Annotated in this window: 12 protein-coding genes; 8 read left to right on the top strand and 4 right to left on the bottom strand. The window is 67.6% G+C overall.

All coding sequences use genetic code 11. The features are described from left to right. Positions 1–23 precede the first annotated feature (23 nt). The 3 genes from BMW75_RS20260 to BMW75_RS20250 form a co-directional block, all read right to left on the bottom strand. Entirely contained in the window at positions 24–803 is a 780-nt protein-coding gene (locus BMW75_RS20260; protein ID WP_092581619.1) for an SDR family oxidoreductase, read from the bottom strand. Positions 804–816: 13 nt separating this feature from the next. Next, positions 817–1,743 carry a dihydrodipicolinate synthase family protein gene (locus BMW75_RS20255; protein ID WP_076519835.1) on the bottom strand — a complete coding sequence of 309 codons (927 nt, stop codon included), beginning with the start codon at positions 1,741–1,743 and terminating at the stop codon, positions 817–819. 120 nt (positions 1,744–1,863) lie between these two features. Then, the gene (locus BMW75_RS20250; protein ID WP_076519836.1) at positions 1,864–2,805 is read right to left on the bottom strand and encodes a LysR substrate-binding domain-containing protein; all 942 of its coding nucleotides are present in this window, start codon (positions 2,803–2,805) and stop codon (positions 1,864–1,866) included. Positions 2,806–2,966: 161 nt separating this feature from the next. Between BMW75_RS20250 and BMW75_RS20245 the strand changes: the two genes are divergently transcribed. From BMW75_RS20245 to hrpA, 3 genes are all read left to right on the top strand, one after another. Further along, entirely contained in the window at positions 2,967–3,647 is a 681-nt protein-coding gene (locus BMW75_RS20245; protein WP_092581618.1) for an aspartate/glutamate racemase family protein, read from the top strand. Positions 3,648–3,654: 7 nt separating this feature from the next. Beyond that, positions 3,655–5,064: an FAD-binding oxidoreductase gene (locus BMW75_RS20240; RefSeq protein ID WP_092581617.1), complete on the top strand. Its 1,410-nt coding sequence runs from the start codon at positions 3,655–3,657 to the stop codon at positions 5,062–5,064. 92 nt (positions 5,065–5,156) lie between these two features. Continuing rightward, on the top strand, positions 5,157–9,170 hold the full coding sequence (gene hrpA / locus BMW75_RS20235; RefSeq protein ID WP_092581616.1) for an ATP-dependent RNA helicase HrpA: 4,014 nt from the start codon (positions 5,157–5,159) through the stop codon (positions 9,168–9,170). A 65-nt stretch (positions 9,171–9,235) separates the two neighbouring features. Here hrpA and lpxO read toward each other — a convergent pair whose 3' ends face one another. After that, positions 9,236–10,135: a lipid A hydroxylase LpxO gene (gene lpxO, locus BMW75_RS20230; RefSeq protein WP_092581615.1), complete on the bottom strand. Its 900-nt coding sequence runs from the start codon at positions 10,133–10,135 to the stop codon at positions 9,236–9,238. Positions 10,136–10,238: 103 nt separating this feature from the next. Here lpxO and dnaE point away from each other — a divergent pair, with 103 nt between their 5' ends. From dnaE to BMW75_RS20205, 5 genes are read left to right on the top strand one after another with little or no spacing between them, the layout of a single operon-like run. Further along, positions 10,239–13,730 (top strand): DNA polymerase III subunit alpha, encoded by a 3,492-nt coding sequence (gene dnaE / locus BMW75_RS20225; RefSeq protein WP_092581614.1) that lies wholly within the window; start codon positions 10,239–10,241, stop codon positions 13,728–13,730. Between the two features lie 2 nt (positions 13,731–13,732). After that, a complete protein-coding gene (locus tag BMW75_RS20220) occupies positions 13,733–14,833 on the top strand; it encodes a glycosyltransferase family 4 protein (protein WP_092581704.1) in 1,101 nt (366 codons plus the stop codon). Further along, positions 14,830–15,678: a polysaccharide deacetylase family protein gene (locus BMW75_RS20215; protein WP_076519842.1), complete on the top strand. Its 849-nt coding sequence runs from the start codon at positions 14,830–14,832 to the stop codon at positions 15,676–15,678. Before BMW75_RS20220 ends, BMW75_RS20215 begins: the two co-directional genes overlap by 4 nt. Then, a complete protein-coding gene (locus BMW75_RS20210; RefSeq protein WP_092581613.1) occupies positions 15,675–16,427 on the top strand; it encodes a glycosyltransferase family 2 protein in 753 nt (250 codons plus the stop codon). The genes BMW75_RS20215 and BMW75_RS20210 overlap by 4 nt, the downstream gene beginning before the upstream one ends. Then, a complete protein-coding gene (locus BMW75_RS20205) occupies positions 16,424–17,539 on the top strand; it encodes a glycosyltransferase (protein ID WP_092581612.1) in 1,116 nt (371 codons plus the stop codon). The genes BMW75_RS20210 and BMW75_RS20205 overlap by 4 nt, the downstream gene beginning before the upstream one ends. The last annotated feature ends 17 nt before the right edge of the window (positions 17,540–17,556 follow it).

Below are 17,556 nucleotides of genomic sequence, written 5' to 3'. Positions count from 1 at the left end.
GGGTTTGGTGCGCAAAAGGTGGGTCAGAGCGTGCCGGGATAGATGCCGCCGTCCAGGACGAGGTTCTGCCCGGTCATGAAGCCGGCCCGGGCGCCGCACAGGAAGGCGCAGGCGTCGCCGAATTCGGCGGGGTCGCCATAGCGTCCGGCCGGGATGCCGGCCAGGCGGGCGGCCAGGACGTCGTCCACCGTCTTGCCGCTGTCGCGCGCGCCGCGTTCGGCCGTCTGGCGCAGGCGGTCGGTCAGGAACGGGCCCGGCAGCAGGTTGTTGATCGTGACGTTATGGCGCACCGTCTGGCGCGCCAGTCCGGCGACGAAACCCGTCAGCCCGGCGCGCGCGCCATTGGACAGGCCCAGGATGTCGATGGGCATCTTCACGGCGGCGGAGGTGATGTTGACGATGCGGCCGAAGCGGCGCGCGATCATGCCGTCCACCGTGGCGCGGATCAGCGCGATCGGCGTGAGCATGTTGGCGTCCAGCGCGGCGATCCAGTCCTCGCGCGACCATTCCCGGAAATCCCCGGGCTTGGGTCCGCCGGCGTTGGTGACCAGGATGTCGGGTTCGGGGCACGCCGCCAGCAGCGCCTGCCTGCCGGCCTCGGTGGTGACGTCGGCGGCCACCGTGACGACGGTGGCGCCGGTTTCGCGGCGGATCGCGTCCGCCGCCGCGTCAAGCGTGGCCGCGGTGCGCGCCGCCATCACCAGCTCCACGCCCTCGCGCGCCAGCGACAGCGCGCAGGCGTAGCCCAGGCCCTTGCTCGATGCGCACACCAGCGCGCGCCTGCCTTTGATTCCGAGATCCATGCGCTTGCTCCTCTCAGCCCTGCACGGGTTGGCGGCCGGTGGCGGCCAGCGACAGCCCGACGCGCGCGACCGTGGCTTCCAGTTCGGCCGCGGTCACCGGGTCGATGCGCATCCCGGGCGCGCGCAGCGCGTGGCTCTTGATGGCGCCGCGGCGCTGGTAGATGTACTTGCGCAGCGCCAGGCCGATCTTGGGCTGGAACTCGTAGCGGATCAGCGGGCAGTAGCGGTCGAAGATCGCGGCGGCGCCGGCGTGGTCGCCGCTGGCGTAGCGTTCGTAGATGGCCACCAGGATTTCGGGGAACGCAAAGCCGGTCATGGTGCCGACCGCGCCGCGCTGCAGTTCTTCCAGGAAGTACACGCCGCCCAGTCCGCCAAAGATCGCCATGTCCGCATCGGGCACCAGCTCCCGGATGCGGCTGATCTTCTGGCCCACCGGCGGTTCTTCCATCTTGATCATGTGCACGCCGCCTTCGCGCCCCAGCCGGGCGACCACTTCGGGGCGGATTTCGGTGCCGAAGGAATCCGGGAAGTCGTGGATCACGACCGGAATCGACACGGCCTCGGCAACCGCCTTGTAGTAGTCGAACAGCAGCGCGTCGCCGGCGTTGTCCAGGGGCGCCGCGAACACGGCGGACGCGCCCAGCTCCTGCGCTTCGCGGGCCTGTTCGATGGCGCCGGCGATGCCATGGGCGCGCACGCCGACCCAGACCGGCACGCGTCCGTCCGTGTGCTTGACGAAGGTCTCCAGGACCAGCCGGCGCTCGGCGTTGGACAGCTTGTGCAGCTCGCCCAGAAAGCCCAGGATGGCCAGGCCGGTCACGCCGGTCTCAAGCAGAAAATCGACCAGGGTGCGGATGCTGTCGGCATCGACCCGCAGGGCGTCGTCGAACGGCGTGGGGCAAATGGTGAAGACGCCTTTGGCGTCGATGGAGGCTGCCATCTTTTCTCCGTCAGGATGCGTGAAAACCGAAATCGGGAACGACGTTTCGGTGTCATCCTAAGCCGGAAGTTTTAGAACTCCACTTGCTTTTTTATTGCCTTGGTATAACAGTCGGTTAAGTCAAGGTTTACCCTTGGCAGGGTTTGCCTGGGCCTGCGCGGACAGCTCGAAACCCTGCTCGCGCAGCGTGTGGCGCAGCACGTCCACGAACGCCTGCGCAAGCTGCGACAAGGGCTCGAAGCGCGACTGCACCAGGCTCGCGGTGAGGATCTTGGCCTGGTCGATGGGGCGCACCACGAAGTCGCCCTGCGTGCGGCTCTTGACCGAGAATTCGTCGACGATGGCGATGCCCGCGCCGGCCTGCACCAGCGAGCACGCGTTCTGCGGCGAACTCACTTCCACCGCCAGCCGCCGGGTCTGTCCGGCCTCCTGGTACATCTGCTCGACCAGCATGCCGAACGGCGTGTCGCCGCCGTACGAAATCAGCGGGTAGGGCAGCAGATCGTTGATCGACAGCAGCGAGCGATGGGCGAGCGGATGGTTGTAGGGGCAGATGCACACCAGCCGCGCCTGCCCGATGGGCTGGGTCAGCAGGTTGGGGTGCTGGACCGGCAGGATCACCACGCCCAGTTCGGCGCGGTTGTCCAGCAGCATCTGCGTCAGGGGCTGCTGGGTCAGCGGCTGGAAGGTGATCTTGACGTCGGGATGCGATTCCCGGAAGCGCGCGATCGTCAGCGGAACCAGCATGTGGCCGATGCTGGGGCTGGAAACGAGGTGCAGGATGCCGCTGCGGCGCTCGGACAGTTCGGCGGCGAGTTCGCCCACGCGCCGCACGCCGGCATAGACGGCCTCGACCTCGCGAAACAGCTGGCGGGACTCGGGCGTGGGGTAGAGCCGGCCCTTGATGCGCTCGAACAGCGCAAAACCCAGGCGCTGCTCGGTGTGGGACAGGAGGCGGCTGACCGCGGGCTGGGAGACAAAGAGCAGCTTGGCCGCCCCGCTGATCGAACCCGTGGTCATGACCGCCCGGAAGACTTCGATTTGCCGCAGATTCAGTTGCATCGCGCCCGCTCCGAATTGACGCGAAGAGCATAACAAAGGGTTAAGGGCAGTGCACAAATTGACAATGTATGCTCAGGCCACTGGCGGCTAGACTGGCGCCGTACCTTGCCCCGGGCCGCGCTCCAGCGCGGCGTCGGCGTCGCCACCTCCAGGACGGACGAATGGAACAGACCCTCTTCGTGATCAATCCCAATTCCACCCAGGCCGTGACGGACGCGTTCGACGCCGCGCTCGAGCCGTTGCGCATGGCCGGCGGCCCCCGCATCCAATGCCTGACGCTGGCCGAAGGGCCGGCCGGGGTGCAGACCCAGCTTGACGTCGAAAGCGTGACCCTGCCGCTGGCCAACCTGGTGCGCAGGCTGGACGCCGAGCACGGCGCCGCCGCCGCGGGCTACGTCATCGCCTGCTTCAGCGATCCGGGCCTGCACGCGGTGCGCGAAGCCACTCCCAAGCCGGTGCTGGGCATCAGCGAATGCGGGATGCTCACCGCCCTGACGCTGGGCCAGCGCGTGGGCGTGATCGCGATCCTGCGCCAGTCGCTGCCGCGCCATGGACGGATGTTCGGCGCGATCGGCCTGGCCGGCCGCGTGGCGGCCGAGCTGCCGCTGGACCTGGGCGTGGTGGAGCTGTCCGACGTCGCCCGCACGCGCGAGCGCCTGCTGCAGGTCGGCAAGCGGCTGCACGACGAGCACCAGGCCGACGTGCTGGTGCTGGGCTGCGCCGGCATGGCCGCCTATCGGGGCTGGCTGCAGGGCGAGCTGGGCCTGCCCGTGGTCGAGCCGACCCAGGCCGCCGCGGCGATGGCGATCGGCCGCATCCGGCTCAACTGGCACGGCGCCTGAGGTCCCCATGCGCAACCATGAACTGATCGAGCGGCTGTCGCACCTGGTCGGCGACGGCGGACTGGTGCTGGATGCCGAAGGCCAGGCGCCCTACGTGCGCGACTGGCTGGGCAAATGGCAGGGCAGCACCCCCGTCGTGGTGCGGCCGCGCAACGCCACCGAAGTGTCGGCGGTCATGCGGCTGTGCCACCAGACGCGCACGCCGGTCGTGCCGCAGGGCGGCAACACGGGCATGAGCGGCGGCGCCACGCCGGACGGCAGCGGCGCGCAGGTGATCCTCAGCCTGAATCGCATGAAACGCATCCGCGAAGTGGATCCGGTCAACAACACGCTGTGCGCCGACGCCGGCGTGCTGCTGGCCGACGTGCAGGCCGCGGCGCGCAACGTGGGCCGCTTTTTCCCCTTGAGCCTGGGCGCCGAGGGCAGTTGCACCATCGGCGGCAACCTGGCCACCAATGCCGGCGGGACCGCGGTGCTGCGCTACGGCAACACGCGCGATCTGGCGCTGGGCCTGGAGGTGGTGCTGCCGGACGGCCGCGTCTGGAATGGCCTGCGCGGCCTGCGTAAGGACAACACCGGCTACGACCTGAAAAGCCTGTTCATCGGCTCGGAGGGCACGCTGGGCATCATCACGGGCGCGGTCCTCAAGCTGTATCCGGCGCCGGCGGGCCGCGTCGCGGCCTGGGTCGGCGCCGACACCCCCGCCCAGGTGGTGGACCTGCTCAGCCGTCTGCAGGCCGCCTGCGGCGACCGCCTGACGGCTTTCGAGATGATGTCCGCGCGCTGCCTCGGTCTGGTGGTGGCGCACGTCAGCGGCGCGGCCAGCCCGCTCGCCGGTCGTCATGCCTATCATGCCTTGTTGGAACTGTCGGACACCGAGCCCTCGGGCCTGTCCGCGGCGCTGGAAAAAGCACTGGGCGCGGCGCTGGAGGCGGGGGTGATCCAGGACTGCGCCTTTGCCATGAACGACACGCAAGTGCAGGCCTTGTGGCGGCTGCGCGAGGGGATCTCGCAGGCGCAGGTGCGCGCGGGCAAGGCGGTCAAGCACGATATCGCGCTGCCCATCTCCCGCCTCGCGGCGTTCATCGAAGAGGCGGACCTGGCGCTGGTCTCCGAATTCCCGGGGCTGCCCATCGTGAACTTCGGCCATATCGGCGACGGCAACCTGCACTACAACGTGCTGCTGCCGCCCGACGTGACGCCCGCGGAATACGCCCGCCTCACGGCGGCGCTGAACCGCCGCGTGCACGACCTGGTCGCGCAGCGCGGGGGCAGCATCAGCGCCGAGCATGGCGTCGGCCAGCTGCGGCGCGATGAGCTGCGGCGCTACAAGTCGCCCGTGGAAATGGACCTGATGCTGATGATCAAGCGGGCGCTGGACCCGAATCAACTGATGAATCCGGGCAAGCTGCTGTAGCGGGGCAAAGCAGCTGGGGGGGCGCAGGCCGGGGCTGTGCGCGCGAAGTCCGCCGGAAATTTATAATGGCGGGCTAATCGGATAAATCCTACATGCCTGAATCCTCCAGCCCGCGGGCGCCGAAACCTCCGGCGCCGCGCGCCAGTGACCGGGAAGCATCCCGCCAAGCAGCCCGGGAAAATGCCCAGGAAGCGCCCCGGGAAGCCCCGCGGGAGGCGCCCCGGGCCCGGCCCGAAGGCCGCCCCGCCGCACCCCGTCCCGAACGTCCCGAACGGCCCATTCCGGCCGTCACCTACCCCGAAGACCTGCCCGTCAGCGCACGGCGGCAGGAGATCGCGCGCGCGATCGCCGGCCATCAGGTCGTGATCGTCAGCGGCGAAACCGGCTCGGGCAAGACCACCCAGCTTCCCAAGATCTGCCTGGAGCTGGGCCGCGGCCGCCAGAAGATGATCGGCCATACCCAGCCGCGCCGCCTGGCGGCGACCTCGGTGGCCAAGCGCATCGCCGAGGAACTGAACACGCCCATGGGCGAAGTCGTCGGCTACCAGGTGCGGTTCAACGACCGCACGGGTCCCAACGCGTCGATCAAGCTGATGACGGACGGCATCCTGCTGGCCGAGTCGCAACGCGATCCGCTGCTGCGCCGCTACGACACCATCATCATCGACGAGGCGCACGAACGCAGCCTGAATATCGACTTCCTGCTGGGCTATCTGAAGCAGCTGCTGCCGCGCCGGCCGGACCTGAAACTCATCATCACGTCGGCCACCATCGACGCCGAACGCTTCGCCAAGCACTTCGCCGCGTCCGAGGACAAGCCCGCGCCGGTCATCGAAGTCTCCGGCCGTCTGTATCCGGTGGAGGTGCGCTACCGGCCCGTGCGCGAAGAGCCGGCCGCGGACGAGAACGCGCCGCAGGCCAGCAAGCCCGGCCGCGACCGCGAGCGCATGTCCGGCGACGAAGAGCGCGACCTGATCGACGCCATCGTCGACGCCGTCGACGAATGCGCCCGCCACGGCCCCGGCGACGTGCTGGTGTTCCTGCCCGGCGAGCGGGAAATCCGCGAATCCGCAGAAGCCCTGCGCAAGCGCCATCCGGCCGGCACCGAGGTGCTGCCGCTTTTCGCGCGCCTGTCGCAGGCCGAACAGGAACAGATCTTCCGCCCGCGCGGCAACGCGCGGCGCATCGTGCTGGCCACCAACGTGGCGGAAACCTCGCTGACCGTGCCCGGCATCCGCTTCGTCGTCGACAGCGGCCTGGCCCGCATCAAGCGGTATTCATGGCGCAACAAGGTCGAGCAACTGCGCATCGAGCCCATCAGCCGCGCCTCGGCCAACCAGCGCGCCGGCCGCTGCGGCCGCGTGGGACCCGGGGTCTGCATCCGGCTCTATGACGAGCTGGATTTCAACAACCGGGCGCCGTTCACGGATCCGGAAGTGCTGCGTTCGTCGCTGGCCTCGGTCATCCTGCGGATGAAGTCGCTCAAGCTTGACGACATCGAGCAATTTCCCTTCGTCGAGGCCCCGCCGGGGCGGGCGGTGGCCGACGGCTACCACCTGCTGCAGGAACTGGGCGCCATCGAGCTGGCCTCGGCCGCCGACGACGACCCGGATGCCGGACGCACCGGGGCGGCCTTCGTCCTGACCCGCACCGGCGATGAATTGGCCAAGCTGCCCGTGGACCCGCGCATCGGCCGGATGATCCTGGCCGCGCGCGAGCACCAGTGCCTGGCCGAAATGTTGATCATCGCCTCGGCGCTGTCGGTGCAGGACCCGCGCGACCGGCCCATGCAGGAGCGCGAGGCGGCCGAAGCGGCGCACGCCAAGTTCGGCGACGACAAGTCCGAGTTCATCTCCTTCCTGAAACTGTGGCGCTGGTATGGCGAGCAGGTGCAGCACAAGGCGTCGCAACGCAAGCTGGTGGGCCTGCTGCGCCAGAACTTCCTGTCGCCGGTCCGCCTGCGCGAATGGCATGACGTGCACACCCAGCTTGCGGCGCTGGTGGGCGAGCAGGGCTGGCGCGTCAACCAGACTGAAGCCACCTACGAACAGCTTCATATGGCGCTGCTGTCCGGCCTTCTGGGCAACATCGGCTTCAAGAGCGAAGAAGGCGGCATGTACCAGGGCGCGCGCGAGATCCGCTTCCACATCCATCCGGGCTCGCGCCTGGTGAAGAAAGCCGGCCGCTGGATCATGGCGGCCGAGCTGGTCGAGACCACCCGCCTGTACGCGCGCTGTGTGGCGCGCATCGACCCGGTGTGGCTCGAAAAAGTGGGCGCGCATCTCATCCGCAAGAACTGGTCCGACCCGCGCTGGGAGAAAAAGGCCGGGCAGGTCGTGGCCAACGAGCGCGCCACGCTCTACGGGCTGGCCATCTACACCGGCCGGCGCGTGCATTACGGCCGCGTGAACCCCACGCATGCCCGCGAACTCTTCATCCGCCAGGCGCTGGTGCCCGGCGAGATCGACACGCGCCTGCCGTTCGTGGCGCACAACCGCAAGCTCATTGCCGGCATCGAAAAGCTGGAACACCAGACGCGCCGGCCGGACATCCTGGTGGACGATGAGCTGATCTACGCGTTCTACGACCGCCAGCTTCCCGCCGACATCTCGCAGACCGCGACGCTGGAGAAGTGGGTGAGCGGCCTGGACAAGGCATCGGCCGCCAAGCTGATGCTGACCCGCGACGAACTGATGCGCCACGAGGCGGCCGGCGTCACGACCGATGTCTTCCCCAAGAAGGTGGAATGGCAGGGCGTGTCGATGGCCCTCGATTACCACTTCGAGCCCGGTTCCCCGCGCGACGGCGTGACCTTGTCGGTGCCGCTCTTCGCGCTGAACCAGATCGATCCGGCGCGCTGCGAGTGGCTGGTGCCCGGCATGCTGAAGGAAAAGGTGCATCTGCTGCTCAAGTCGCTGCCGCAGAAGCTGCGCCGCCATTGCGTGCCCCTGCCGGACTATGCGGCCGGTTTCTACGACCGCTGGTTCGAACGCCTGGCCGACCCGCAGCAGGGCCTGGTGGACGCCCTCATCGCCGACATGTGGGACCAGGTGCAGGTGCGTCCGGCGGTGGGCGACTTCAAGCTGGAGACGCTGCCGGCGCATCTGTTCATGAACTTCCGTGTCGTGGACGAGCACGGCCGCATGCTGGCCGCCGGGCGCAACCTGGCGCAGTTGCGCGCCGAATTCGGCAAGCAGGCCCAGGCCACGTTCCAGCAACTGGCCGCCAGCGACACGCAGGTCGCGCAGGCGCTGGCGCATGAAAACCTGACCTCCTGGTCGTTCGGCCCCTTGCCCGAGATCATGGAGATCAAGCGGCGCGGCCAGTCCGTCATCGGCTATCCGGCGCTGGTGGACCGGGGCGCGCATTGCGACCTGGACGTTTTCGACGATCCCGACGAGGCCCGCAAGCATCATCGCGCGGGCCTCTTGAAGCTGTTCCGGCTGGGCCTGCGCGAGCAGGTGAAGTTCCTGGAAAAGAACCTGACGGACCTGACGAAGATCAGCATGCTCTACATGACGCTGGGCACGCAGGAAGAACTGCGCGACCAGATCATCGACTGCGCGCTGGGCCAGGCCTGCCTGGCCGAACCGTGGCCGGTCAACGAGCAGCAGTTCGAAGCGCGCCGCGCCGAGGGCAAGGGGCGGCTGGGTCTGCTGGCGCAGGAGGTCGCGCGGCTGGCCGGCGCGGTGCTGACCGAGTACGCCGCCCTGCAGCGCAAGCTGCCGCAGGCCAAGCCGCATGCGGCCGCCTACGCGGATCTGCAGCAGCAATTGGGCGCGCTGATGCCAAAGTGGTTCATCCGCGACACGCCCTATGCGCAGCTCTCGCATTTCCCGCGGTATCTGAAGGCGGCGGTGGCGCGCATCGACAAGCTGCGCGCCGATCCGGCGCGCGATGCGAAGCTCGTGTCCGAGATGGCGCCGCTGGTCACGCAATACCAGCGGGCGAGGGCGGCGCTGAAAGGTGCGCCCGACCCCCGGCTGGATGAGTTCCGCTGGCTGCTCGAGGAGCTGCGGGTGGCGCTATTCGCCCAGGAGCTGCGCACGCCCATGCCGGTGTCGGTCAAGCGCCTGATGAAAAGCTGGGAATCCCTGCAGCGCTAACCGGCGCCGCATGAAAAAAGGGCCGCAACGCTTGACGCTTGCGGCCCTTGTTCTATCCGGCTGGCTTACAGGGCCAGGAACCCGGCGATCACCAGCAGGATCAGGGCGTACTTGGTGGCCTTGTACGCCGTGCGGTTCCAGTTCTTGAAGGCCTTGCGCTTCTGGTCGATCACCCAGTGCGCATGGGTCAGCCGGTTGATGGCGCCGGTCTGGTCGCCGCCGTCGTTGGGCGAACTGGCGGCGGACATGACCTTGCGGCCGAACCAGCGGTTGAAGGCTTCGGCCCAGCGCCACTTGAGTGGGCGCTCGATGTCGCAGAACAGGATGATCCGGTTCTCGCCCGTCTTGTTGTAGGCCTCGTGCACGTAGGTTTCGTCGAACACCACGCTTTCGCCGTCGCGCCAGCTGTAGTGCTCGCCGTCCACGATGATGTGGCAGCCGTCGTCGTTCGGCGTGGCCAGGCCCAGGTGGTAGCGCAGCGATCCGGCGAACGGGTCGCGGTGCGGGTTCAGTTGGCCGCCCGGGGGCAGCTCGGCAAACATCGCGGCCTTGACCTTGGGCAGGCCCTTCAGGATGGCGACGGTCTTGGGGCAGAGCTCTTCGGCCGAGGGGTGGCGGGCGTCATACCACTTCAGGTAGAACCGCTTCCAGCCGTACTTGAAGAAAGAGTTGAAGCCGATGTCGTTGTGGGCCTCGGCCGCCTTGATCCGGCGAAGCTCGGCCATTTTTATGGCTTCTTCGCGTATCGTCTCCCAGTTGTCGTCCAGCACCTTCAGTTCGGCGATCTCGCTGGTCGTCAGGTAGGGAGTGGTCGGCACCCGGGAGGCCAACACCATGAAGGCATTGATCGGGGCCAGCAGTACGGAATGATCCAGCAGTTGGCGTCCCAATGGCAGTTTGACGCGGCCGCGGAAGTGCGCAAACAGGATGGCGGCAAGCCAGATCCCGGGTACTAACCATTTCATAGGTATATCTCGTATTGCTACGGGTGGTGCGAAAACCCCGGTATTGTCCCACAAGCCCCTTGGCAGCCTCCCGCCGGACCGGGGCGCTGGGTACAATTCCGCTATGTCCGAAGCCGTAACGACCCCGACCCCCTTTGTCCACCTGCGCGTCCACTCCGAGTTCTCGGTCGTGGATGGCACGGTGCGTATTCCCGATCTCATCAAGCGCGTGGCCAAGCTGGGGCAGCCCGCCGTCGCGCTGACCGACCTGTCCAACCTGTTCGGTCTGATCAAATTCTACAAGGGCGCGCGCGGCGCGGGGGTCAAACCCATCGCGGGCTGCGACGTCTGGATCTCCAACGACGAAGATCCCGCCAAGCCCTTCCGCCTGTTGTTGCTCGTGCGCAACCATCAGGGCTATCTGAACCTCTGTGAACTGCTGTCCAAGGCCTTCCTGACGAATCAGGGCAAGGGCCGGGCGGAAATCCGCCGCGAATGGCTGCAGGGGCAGGCCGGCCTGATCGCGCTGTCCGGCGGCCGGGGCGGGGACGTGGGGCAGGCGCTGGAAGCCGGCAATGCCGTGTCGGCGCTGGCGCTGGCCCGCCAGTGGGCCCATGTGTTTCCGGGCAGCTACTACATCGAACTGCAGCGCGCCGGCATGGACGGCGACGAAGGCTACTGCCAGGCCGCCATGCGGCTGGCTGCCGAGGCCGGCCTGCCGGTGGTCGCCACCCATCCCGTGCAGTTCCTGGACGAATTCGAATTCCAGGCCCACGAGGCCCGCGTCTGCATCGCCGAAGGCGAAATCCTGGCCAACCCGCGCCGCGTGCGCCGGTTCTCCAAGGAACAATACCTGCTCAGCTCCGAGGAAATGGCGCGCCGGTTCGCCGACGTGCCCTCGGCCCTGGCCAACACGGTCGAAATCGCCAAGCGCTGCAACCTGAGCCTGGTGCTGGGCAAGCCGCGCCTGCCCAACTTTCCCACGCCCGATGGCGTGACGCTGGACGATTACCTCGTCCAGTTGTCCGAACAGGGCCTGGAAAAGCGCATGGAGTTCCTGTTCCCGGACCCGGCCGAGCGCGAGTCCAAGCGTGAGCAGTATTACAACCGCCTGCGCTGGGAGTGCAAGACCATCATCCAGATGGGCTTTCCCGGTTACTTCCTGATCGTGCAGGACTTCATCAACTGGGGCAAGAACAACGGCGTGCCGGTGGGACCGGGCCGCGGTTCGGGCGCCGGGTCGCTGGTGGCGTACGCGCTGGGCATCACCGACCTCGATCCCATCCGCTATGACTTGCTGTTCGAGCGATTCCTGAATCCCGAGCGGGTCTCCATGCCCGACTTCGATATCGACTTCTGCCAGGACAACCGCGAACGGGTCATCGACTACGTCAAGGAAAAATACGGCCGCGCGGCCGTGAGCCAGATCGCCACCTTCGGCACGCTGGGCGCCAAGGCCGTGGTGCGCGACGCCGGCCGCGTGCTGGACATGCCCTATATGTTCTGCGATGGCCTCTCCAAGCTGATCCCGTTCAATCCGATGGATCCCTGGACGCTGGAGCGCACGCTCAAGGACGAGCCCGCCTTCAAGGACCGCTACGAGCAGGAAGAAGAGGTCCGTTCGCTGGTCGACCTGGCCAAGCCGCTCGAAGGCCTGACCCGCAACATCGGCATGCACGCGGGCGGGGTGCTGATCGCGCCCGGCAAGCTCACCGACTTCTGCCCGCTGTATTGCCAGCCGGGGCAGGAGAACAGCGCGGTCTCGCAGTTCGACAAGGACGACGTCGAAGCCGCCGGCCTGGTGAAGTTCGACTTCCTGGGCCTGCGCAACCTGACCATCCTGGACTGGGCCGTGCGCTACGTGCGCCAGTTCAACGCGGACAAGCGCGACTTCGACGTCATGGCGCTGGCCCTGGACGATCCGGCGGCCTACAAGATCCTGTGCGACGCCAACACCACCGCCGTGTTCCAGCTGGAATCGCGCGGCATGAAAGAGCTGCTCAAGAAGCTGCGGCCCAACACGTTCGAAGACATCATCGCCATGCTGGCCCTGTACCGTCCGGGGCCGCTGGAATCGGGCATGGTGGACGACTTCGTCAACCGCAAGCACGGTCGCGCGGCGGTGGACTACTTCCACCCGGACCTGGAAGCCACCCTCAAGAGCACCTACGGGGTCATCGTCTACCAGGAACAGGTGATGCTGATCTCCCAGATCATCGGGGGATACTCGCTGGGCGGCGCCGACCTGCTGCGCCGCGCCATGGGCAAGAAAAAGCCCGAGGAAATGGCCAAGCACCGCGTGCTGTTCGAGCAGGGCGCCAAGGAAAAGGGCCATGACCCGGACCTGGCGGTCAAGCTGTTCGACCTGATGGAGAAGTTCGCGGGCTACGGCTTTAACAAGTCGCACTCGGCCGCGTACGCGCTGATCTCCTACCAGACCGCCTGGCTGAAGGCCTACCACCCGACCGAATTCCTGGCCGCCACCATGTCGTCCGACATGGACGACACGGACAAGGTCCAGATTTTCTGCCGCGACGCCCAGGACAACGGCGTCGAGGTGCTGCCGCCCGACGTCAACCATTCCGGCTACCGCTTCGAGCCCGTCGCCGACAAGCACACCGAAAAAGGCAAGCCGCCGCGCACCATGCGCTACGGCCTGGGCGCCGTCAAGGGCACGGGCCAGGGCGCCGTCGAAGACATCCTGCGCGCGCGCAAAGAGGGCGGCCCGTTCCTCAACCTGTTCGACTTCTGCCGCCGCGTCAGCAAGCAGGCCGTCAACCGCCGCACCATCGAGGCCCTGATCAAGGCCGGCGCGTTCGATACCATCGAACCCAACCGCGCCGCCATGCTGGCTTCCGTTCCCACCGCCATGGAAGCCGCCGAACAGGCCGCCCGCAGCGCCAACCAGGCTTCGCTGTTCGGCGACGACAGCGGCGACGTGGTGGCCGGCGAGCTGGCCAAGGTCGCGCCCTGGGACCTGCACAAGAAGCTGACGGAAGAAAAGTCCGCGCTCGGCTATTACTACAGCGGCCACCTCTTTGACGCCTGGCGCGACGAGGTGCGGCGCATCGTGCCGATGCAGCTTGCGCGCGTGGAGCCGCAGCGCGACCTGCAATGGATGTGCGGCGTGCTGGCCAGCGTGCGCGTCATGATGACCCGCCGCGGCAAGATGGTCTTCGCGGTGCTGGACGACGGCACGGCGCAGGTCGAGATCTCGGTGTTCAACGAGCTCTTTGAGAAGCACCGCAACCGCCTGCGCGAAGACCAGCTCGTCATCGTGCAGGGCAAGGTCAGCAACGACGATTATTCCGGCGGCATGCGCATCGTCGCCGAACAGCTCTACGACCTGCAGCTGGCGCGCGAGGCGCGCGCCAAGTCCCTGCGCGTCAAGCTCAACGGCACCGCCGACGCGGCCCGGCTGCGCCAGATGCTCAATCCGTTCCGCGCCGAACCCGAGAACGGCATTGCGGGCGTGCCCGTCGACATCGTCTATACCAAGAACAATTTCCTGTGCACGGTCAGGCTCGGGGAAGAATGGCGCGTGCGTATGGCCGACACGCTGCTTGCCAACCTGAACGACTGGACCAAGCCGGACGGCGTGGAGGTCACTTACTGATGATGCCCCCTCTGCGTATCGTGCATTCGGAGGCCGCCACCAGCTTTGGCGGACAGGAAGGACGCATCTTCAAGGAAATGCATGCCATGCGCGCGCGCGGGCACCATGTCGAAGCGATATGCCAGCCGCACGCGCAGCTGACGGAACGCCTGCGCGATGCGGGCTTCACCGTGCATGCCGTCGACATGGCGGGACCCGTGAACTACGTGAAGGGCGTGGCCGCCGTGCGCCGCATCCTGAAGGCTGGCCGTTTCGACGTGCTCAATACCCACAGCCGCCGCGACACGGTGATCGCGGCCCTGGCCGGGCGCATCGCCGGCACGCCGCTGATCGTCCGTACCCGCCACCTGTCCAACAAGGTCGGGTCGATGTGGTCCTACACCATCCTGCCGCACCGCGTCACCACCGTCAGCGACCACGTGCGCCATTACCTCATCAGCCGCGGCGTGGCGGCGGACAAGGTCGCGACCGTGTACTCGCCCATCGTGCTGCCCGCGCCGGTCGAGCACTCCACCTTGCGCGGCGAGCTGGGTCTCGCCGACGACGACATCGTCGTGGGCTGCGTGGCCGTCATGCGCGCCACCAAGGGGCACAAGGACCTGATCGACGCCATCGCGCCGCTCATGGCCGTGCGCCCGAAGCTGCACCTGGTGTTCGTTGGCGCCGGCTCGCCGGTCTTCGAGCAGACCCAGGCCTACGTGGCCCAGCGCGGCCTGCAAGACCGCATCCACCTGATGGGCACGCGGCGCGACGTGCCCAACCTGCTGGCGGGGTTCGACTTTTTCGCGCTGGCCACGCAGCAGGAAGCGTCGGGCACGGTCTATGTCGAGGCGCAGGCCAGCGGCCTGCCGGTGGTGGGCACCAATGTCGGCGGCGTGTCCGAGATGTTCCGCGACGGCGTGACCGGCATCCTGGTCCCGCCCAAGGATCCGGCGGCGCTGACCGCGGCGCTCGAACGCCTGATCGACGATCCGGCGCTGCGCCGGACCATGGGCGAGGCCGGCCGCAAGATGGTCTGGGAAGAAGGGGTGTTCTCACCCGCGCGCCTGGCGGAATCCACCGAAGCCATCTACACGCGCTGGCTGGCGGAGCGCCGCCCATGAACGCGCCCAACGTCCCGGTGCTGATGTATCACCACGTCACGCCGGCTGGCGGCATGATCGCCGCCACGCCCGACGTCTTCGAGACCCAGGTCGCGCGCCTGGCCCGCGCTGGCTACCAGTCGCTGACCGCCGCGCAGTTTGCCGCCTACCTGGCGGGCGGCAGCGTGCCGGAGCGGTCCGTGCTCATCACGTTCGACGACGGCTACCTGAACAACTGGGTGCATGCGCATCCCGTCCTGGCGCGCCACGGCATGCGCGCGGTGCTGTTCACCATCACCGGCTGGATCGGCGACGGTCCCGTGCGGCCGCACGCGGGGCAGGCGGGACCGCTGCCCGCCACGCCCGACCACAACGCCTGCAAGGAACTCGTGGCCGCGGGCCGCGCCGACGAGGCCATGCTGCGCTGGAGCGAAATCGAGGCGATGCAGGCCGCCGGCACCTTCGAATTCCATTCCCACACGAACACGCATACGCGCTGGGACAAGGTCTGCGGCGCGGACGTGAACGCCAAGCGCGAGCGCATCGCGCAGGATCTGCAGGATTCGCGCGACGCGCTGGTGCGCCGGCTGGGCGCGGTCAGCGACCACCTCTGCTGGCCCCAGGGATATTTCGACGCGGACTACGTGGCGGCCGCCCGGCAGGCCGGTTTCCGGCACTTGTACACTACCGACCCTTTCGGCCAGAACACCCCGGGCGCCGATCCCGGACACATCTATCGCTTCGCGGTGCGCAATCAGGGCGGATCCTGGCTGAACCGCCGGATCTGGCTATCGCGCGACCCGTTCTGGGGCCCGCGCTATCACGCCTGGAAAGCCTGGAAAAAGCGTCTTAGGAATCGCGGATGAAGTTATCAGTCATCATCATCACCAAGAACGAGGCCGCGAATATCGCGGCCTGCCTCAAATCCGTGTCCTTCGCCGACGAATTCATCGTGGTGGATTCGGGCAGCACCGACGGCACCGTGGAGCTGGCGCAGGCCCTCGGCGCCCGGGTCGAGGTGACCGCCGACTGGCCGGGCTTCGGCCCCCAGAAAAACCGCGCGCTGGACCTGGCGACCGGCGACTGGGTCCTGTCGATCGACGCGGACGAGCGCGTCACGCCCGAACTGGCCCAGGAAATCCAGGACGTGCTGCGCGCGCCGCAGGCCGACGCCTATGAAATCGCGCGGCTCTCCAACTTCTGCGGCCGCGACATCCGCCACAGCGGCTGGTGGCCCGACTACGTGCTGCGCCTCTTCAAGCGCGGCACGGCGCGCTTCACCGACGCCGCCGTGCACGAACGCGTGGTGCCGGCCAGCGGCCGGGCGCTGCAATTGCGCGGCTACTTCCACCACTACCCCTACGACAACCTGGACGCGCTGATCAACAAGGTCAACCGCTATTCCTCCGACGCCGCGGCCATGATGTACGCCAAGGGCAAGCGCACCTCGGTCTTCGGGGCGCTGGGCCACGGGTTCTGGACCTTCGTGCGCATCTACCTGATCCGGCGCGGTTTCCTGGACGGGCGCCATGGGCTCGTCCTGGCGGTGACGGCGGCAGCCGGCAGCTTCTTCCGCTACTCGAAGCTGATGTTCCTGGCGGAAAACAAAAAGTGAAGATCCTCTATACGAACTTCCACACCGGTAACGGTGGGGGGCACGTCACGTACATCATCAACCTGGCCAAGGCGCTGGCCCGGGATCACCAGGTCACCGTGGCGGCGCCCGGCACCAGCCGCCTGCATCGCTATGCCAAGGCCATTGCGGGCGTGACGGTGGTGGACATGCGCTACACGACGCGCCCGTCGTCCTGGTTCCAGGACCGCGCGCGGCTGCGCCGCCTGATCGTGGACGGCAAGTTCGACATCATCCACGCCAACGGTTCGGCCGATCACAAGCAGGTCATGCTGGCCACCCTGGGCATGGCGCGCCGGCCGCGCATCGTGTTCACCAAGCACAACGATCACCCGCTTTCCAGCTTTGGGCACAAGCTGCGCGTGGCGCTGGCGACCGACCACGGGATCGCGGTCAGCGACTACATCCGCGGCATGATGGAACAGTCGCCCTACCGCAAGCGTCCCATCACCACCATCCGCCACGGCATCGACACGAATTTCTTCGCGCCGCCGCCGCCTGAAAGCCTGGACAAGCTGCGCGAAATCTTCTTCGGCGCGGACTGGCGCGGCAAGCTGCTGCTGGGCAGCGCCGGGGGCACCGACTACGACAAGGGCTGGCTCGACCTGGTGGCTGCCGCGGCGGCGCTGCCGCCCGCCGACAAGGCACGCGTCTTGCTGATGGTCGCAGGCGATCCGCCGTCCGAGGCCAAGCTGGCGCGCGTGCGTGAACTGGGCATGATCGACCAGGTAAAGTTTCCCGGCCTGCTCGACGACGTGCGGGCGGCGCTCGCGGCCTGCCATGCGGGCTTCGTCCTGTCCTACCGCGAGGCGCTGTCGTTTGCCTGCCGCGAGATGATGGGGCTGGGGCTGCCGGTGTTGGTCAGCAACGCGGGCGGCCTGCCGGAAAACGTGACCGACGGCGTGGATGGCTGGATCGTGCCCATGCGGGATGTCCCCGCCATGACCGCGAAGCTGCGTTTCATGCTGGACAACCCGGACGCCGTGCGGGCGATGGGCCAGAAGGCGCGCGAAACCAGCCTGCGCGACTTCAACCTGGAACGTTTCGCCGCGGCCACGCTGGACGTCTACCAACGAACGCTGGCCGGACACTGAGTCCTATAATCCGCTCC

Origin of the sequence: Achromobacter sp. NFACC18-2 (assembly GCF_900108985.1) — a bacterium.
Lineage (GTDB): Bacteria > Pseudomonadota > Gammaproteobacteria > Burkholderiales > Burkholderiaceae_B > Achromobacter.
Note: the sequence above shows the minus strand (reverse complement) of the source record. Positions and strands in the feature narration are given on the sequence as shown.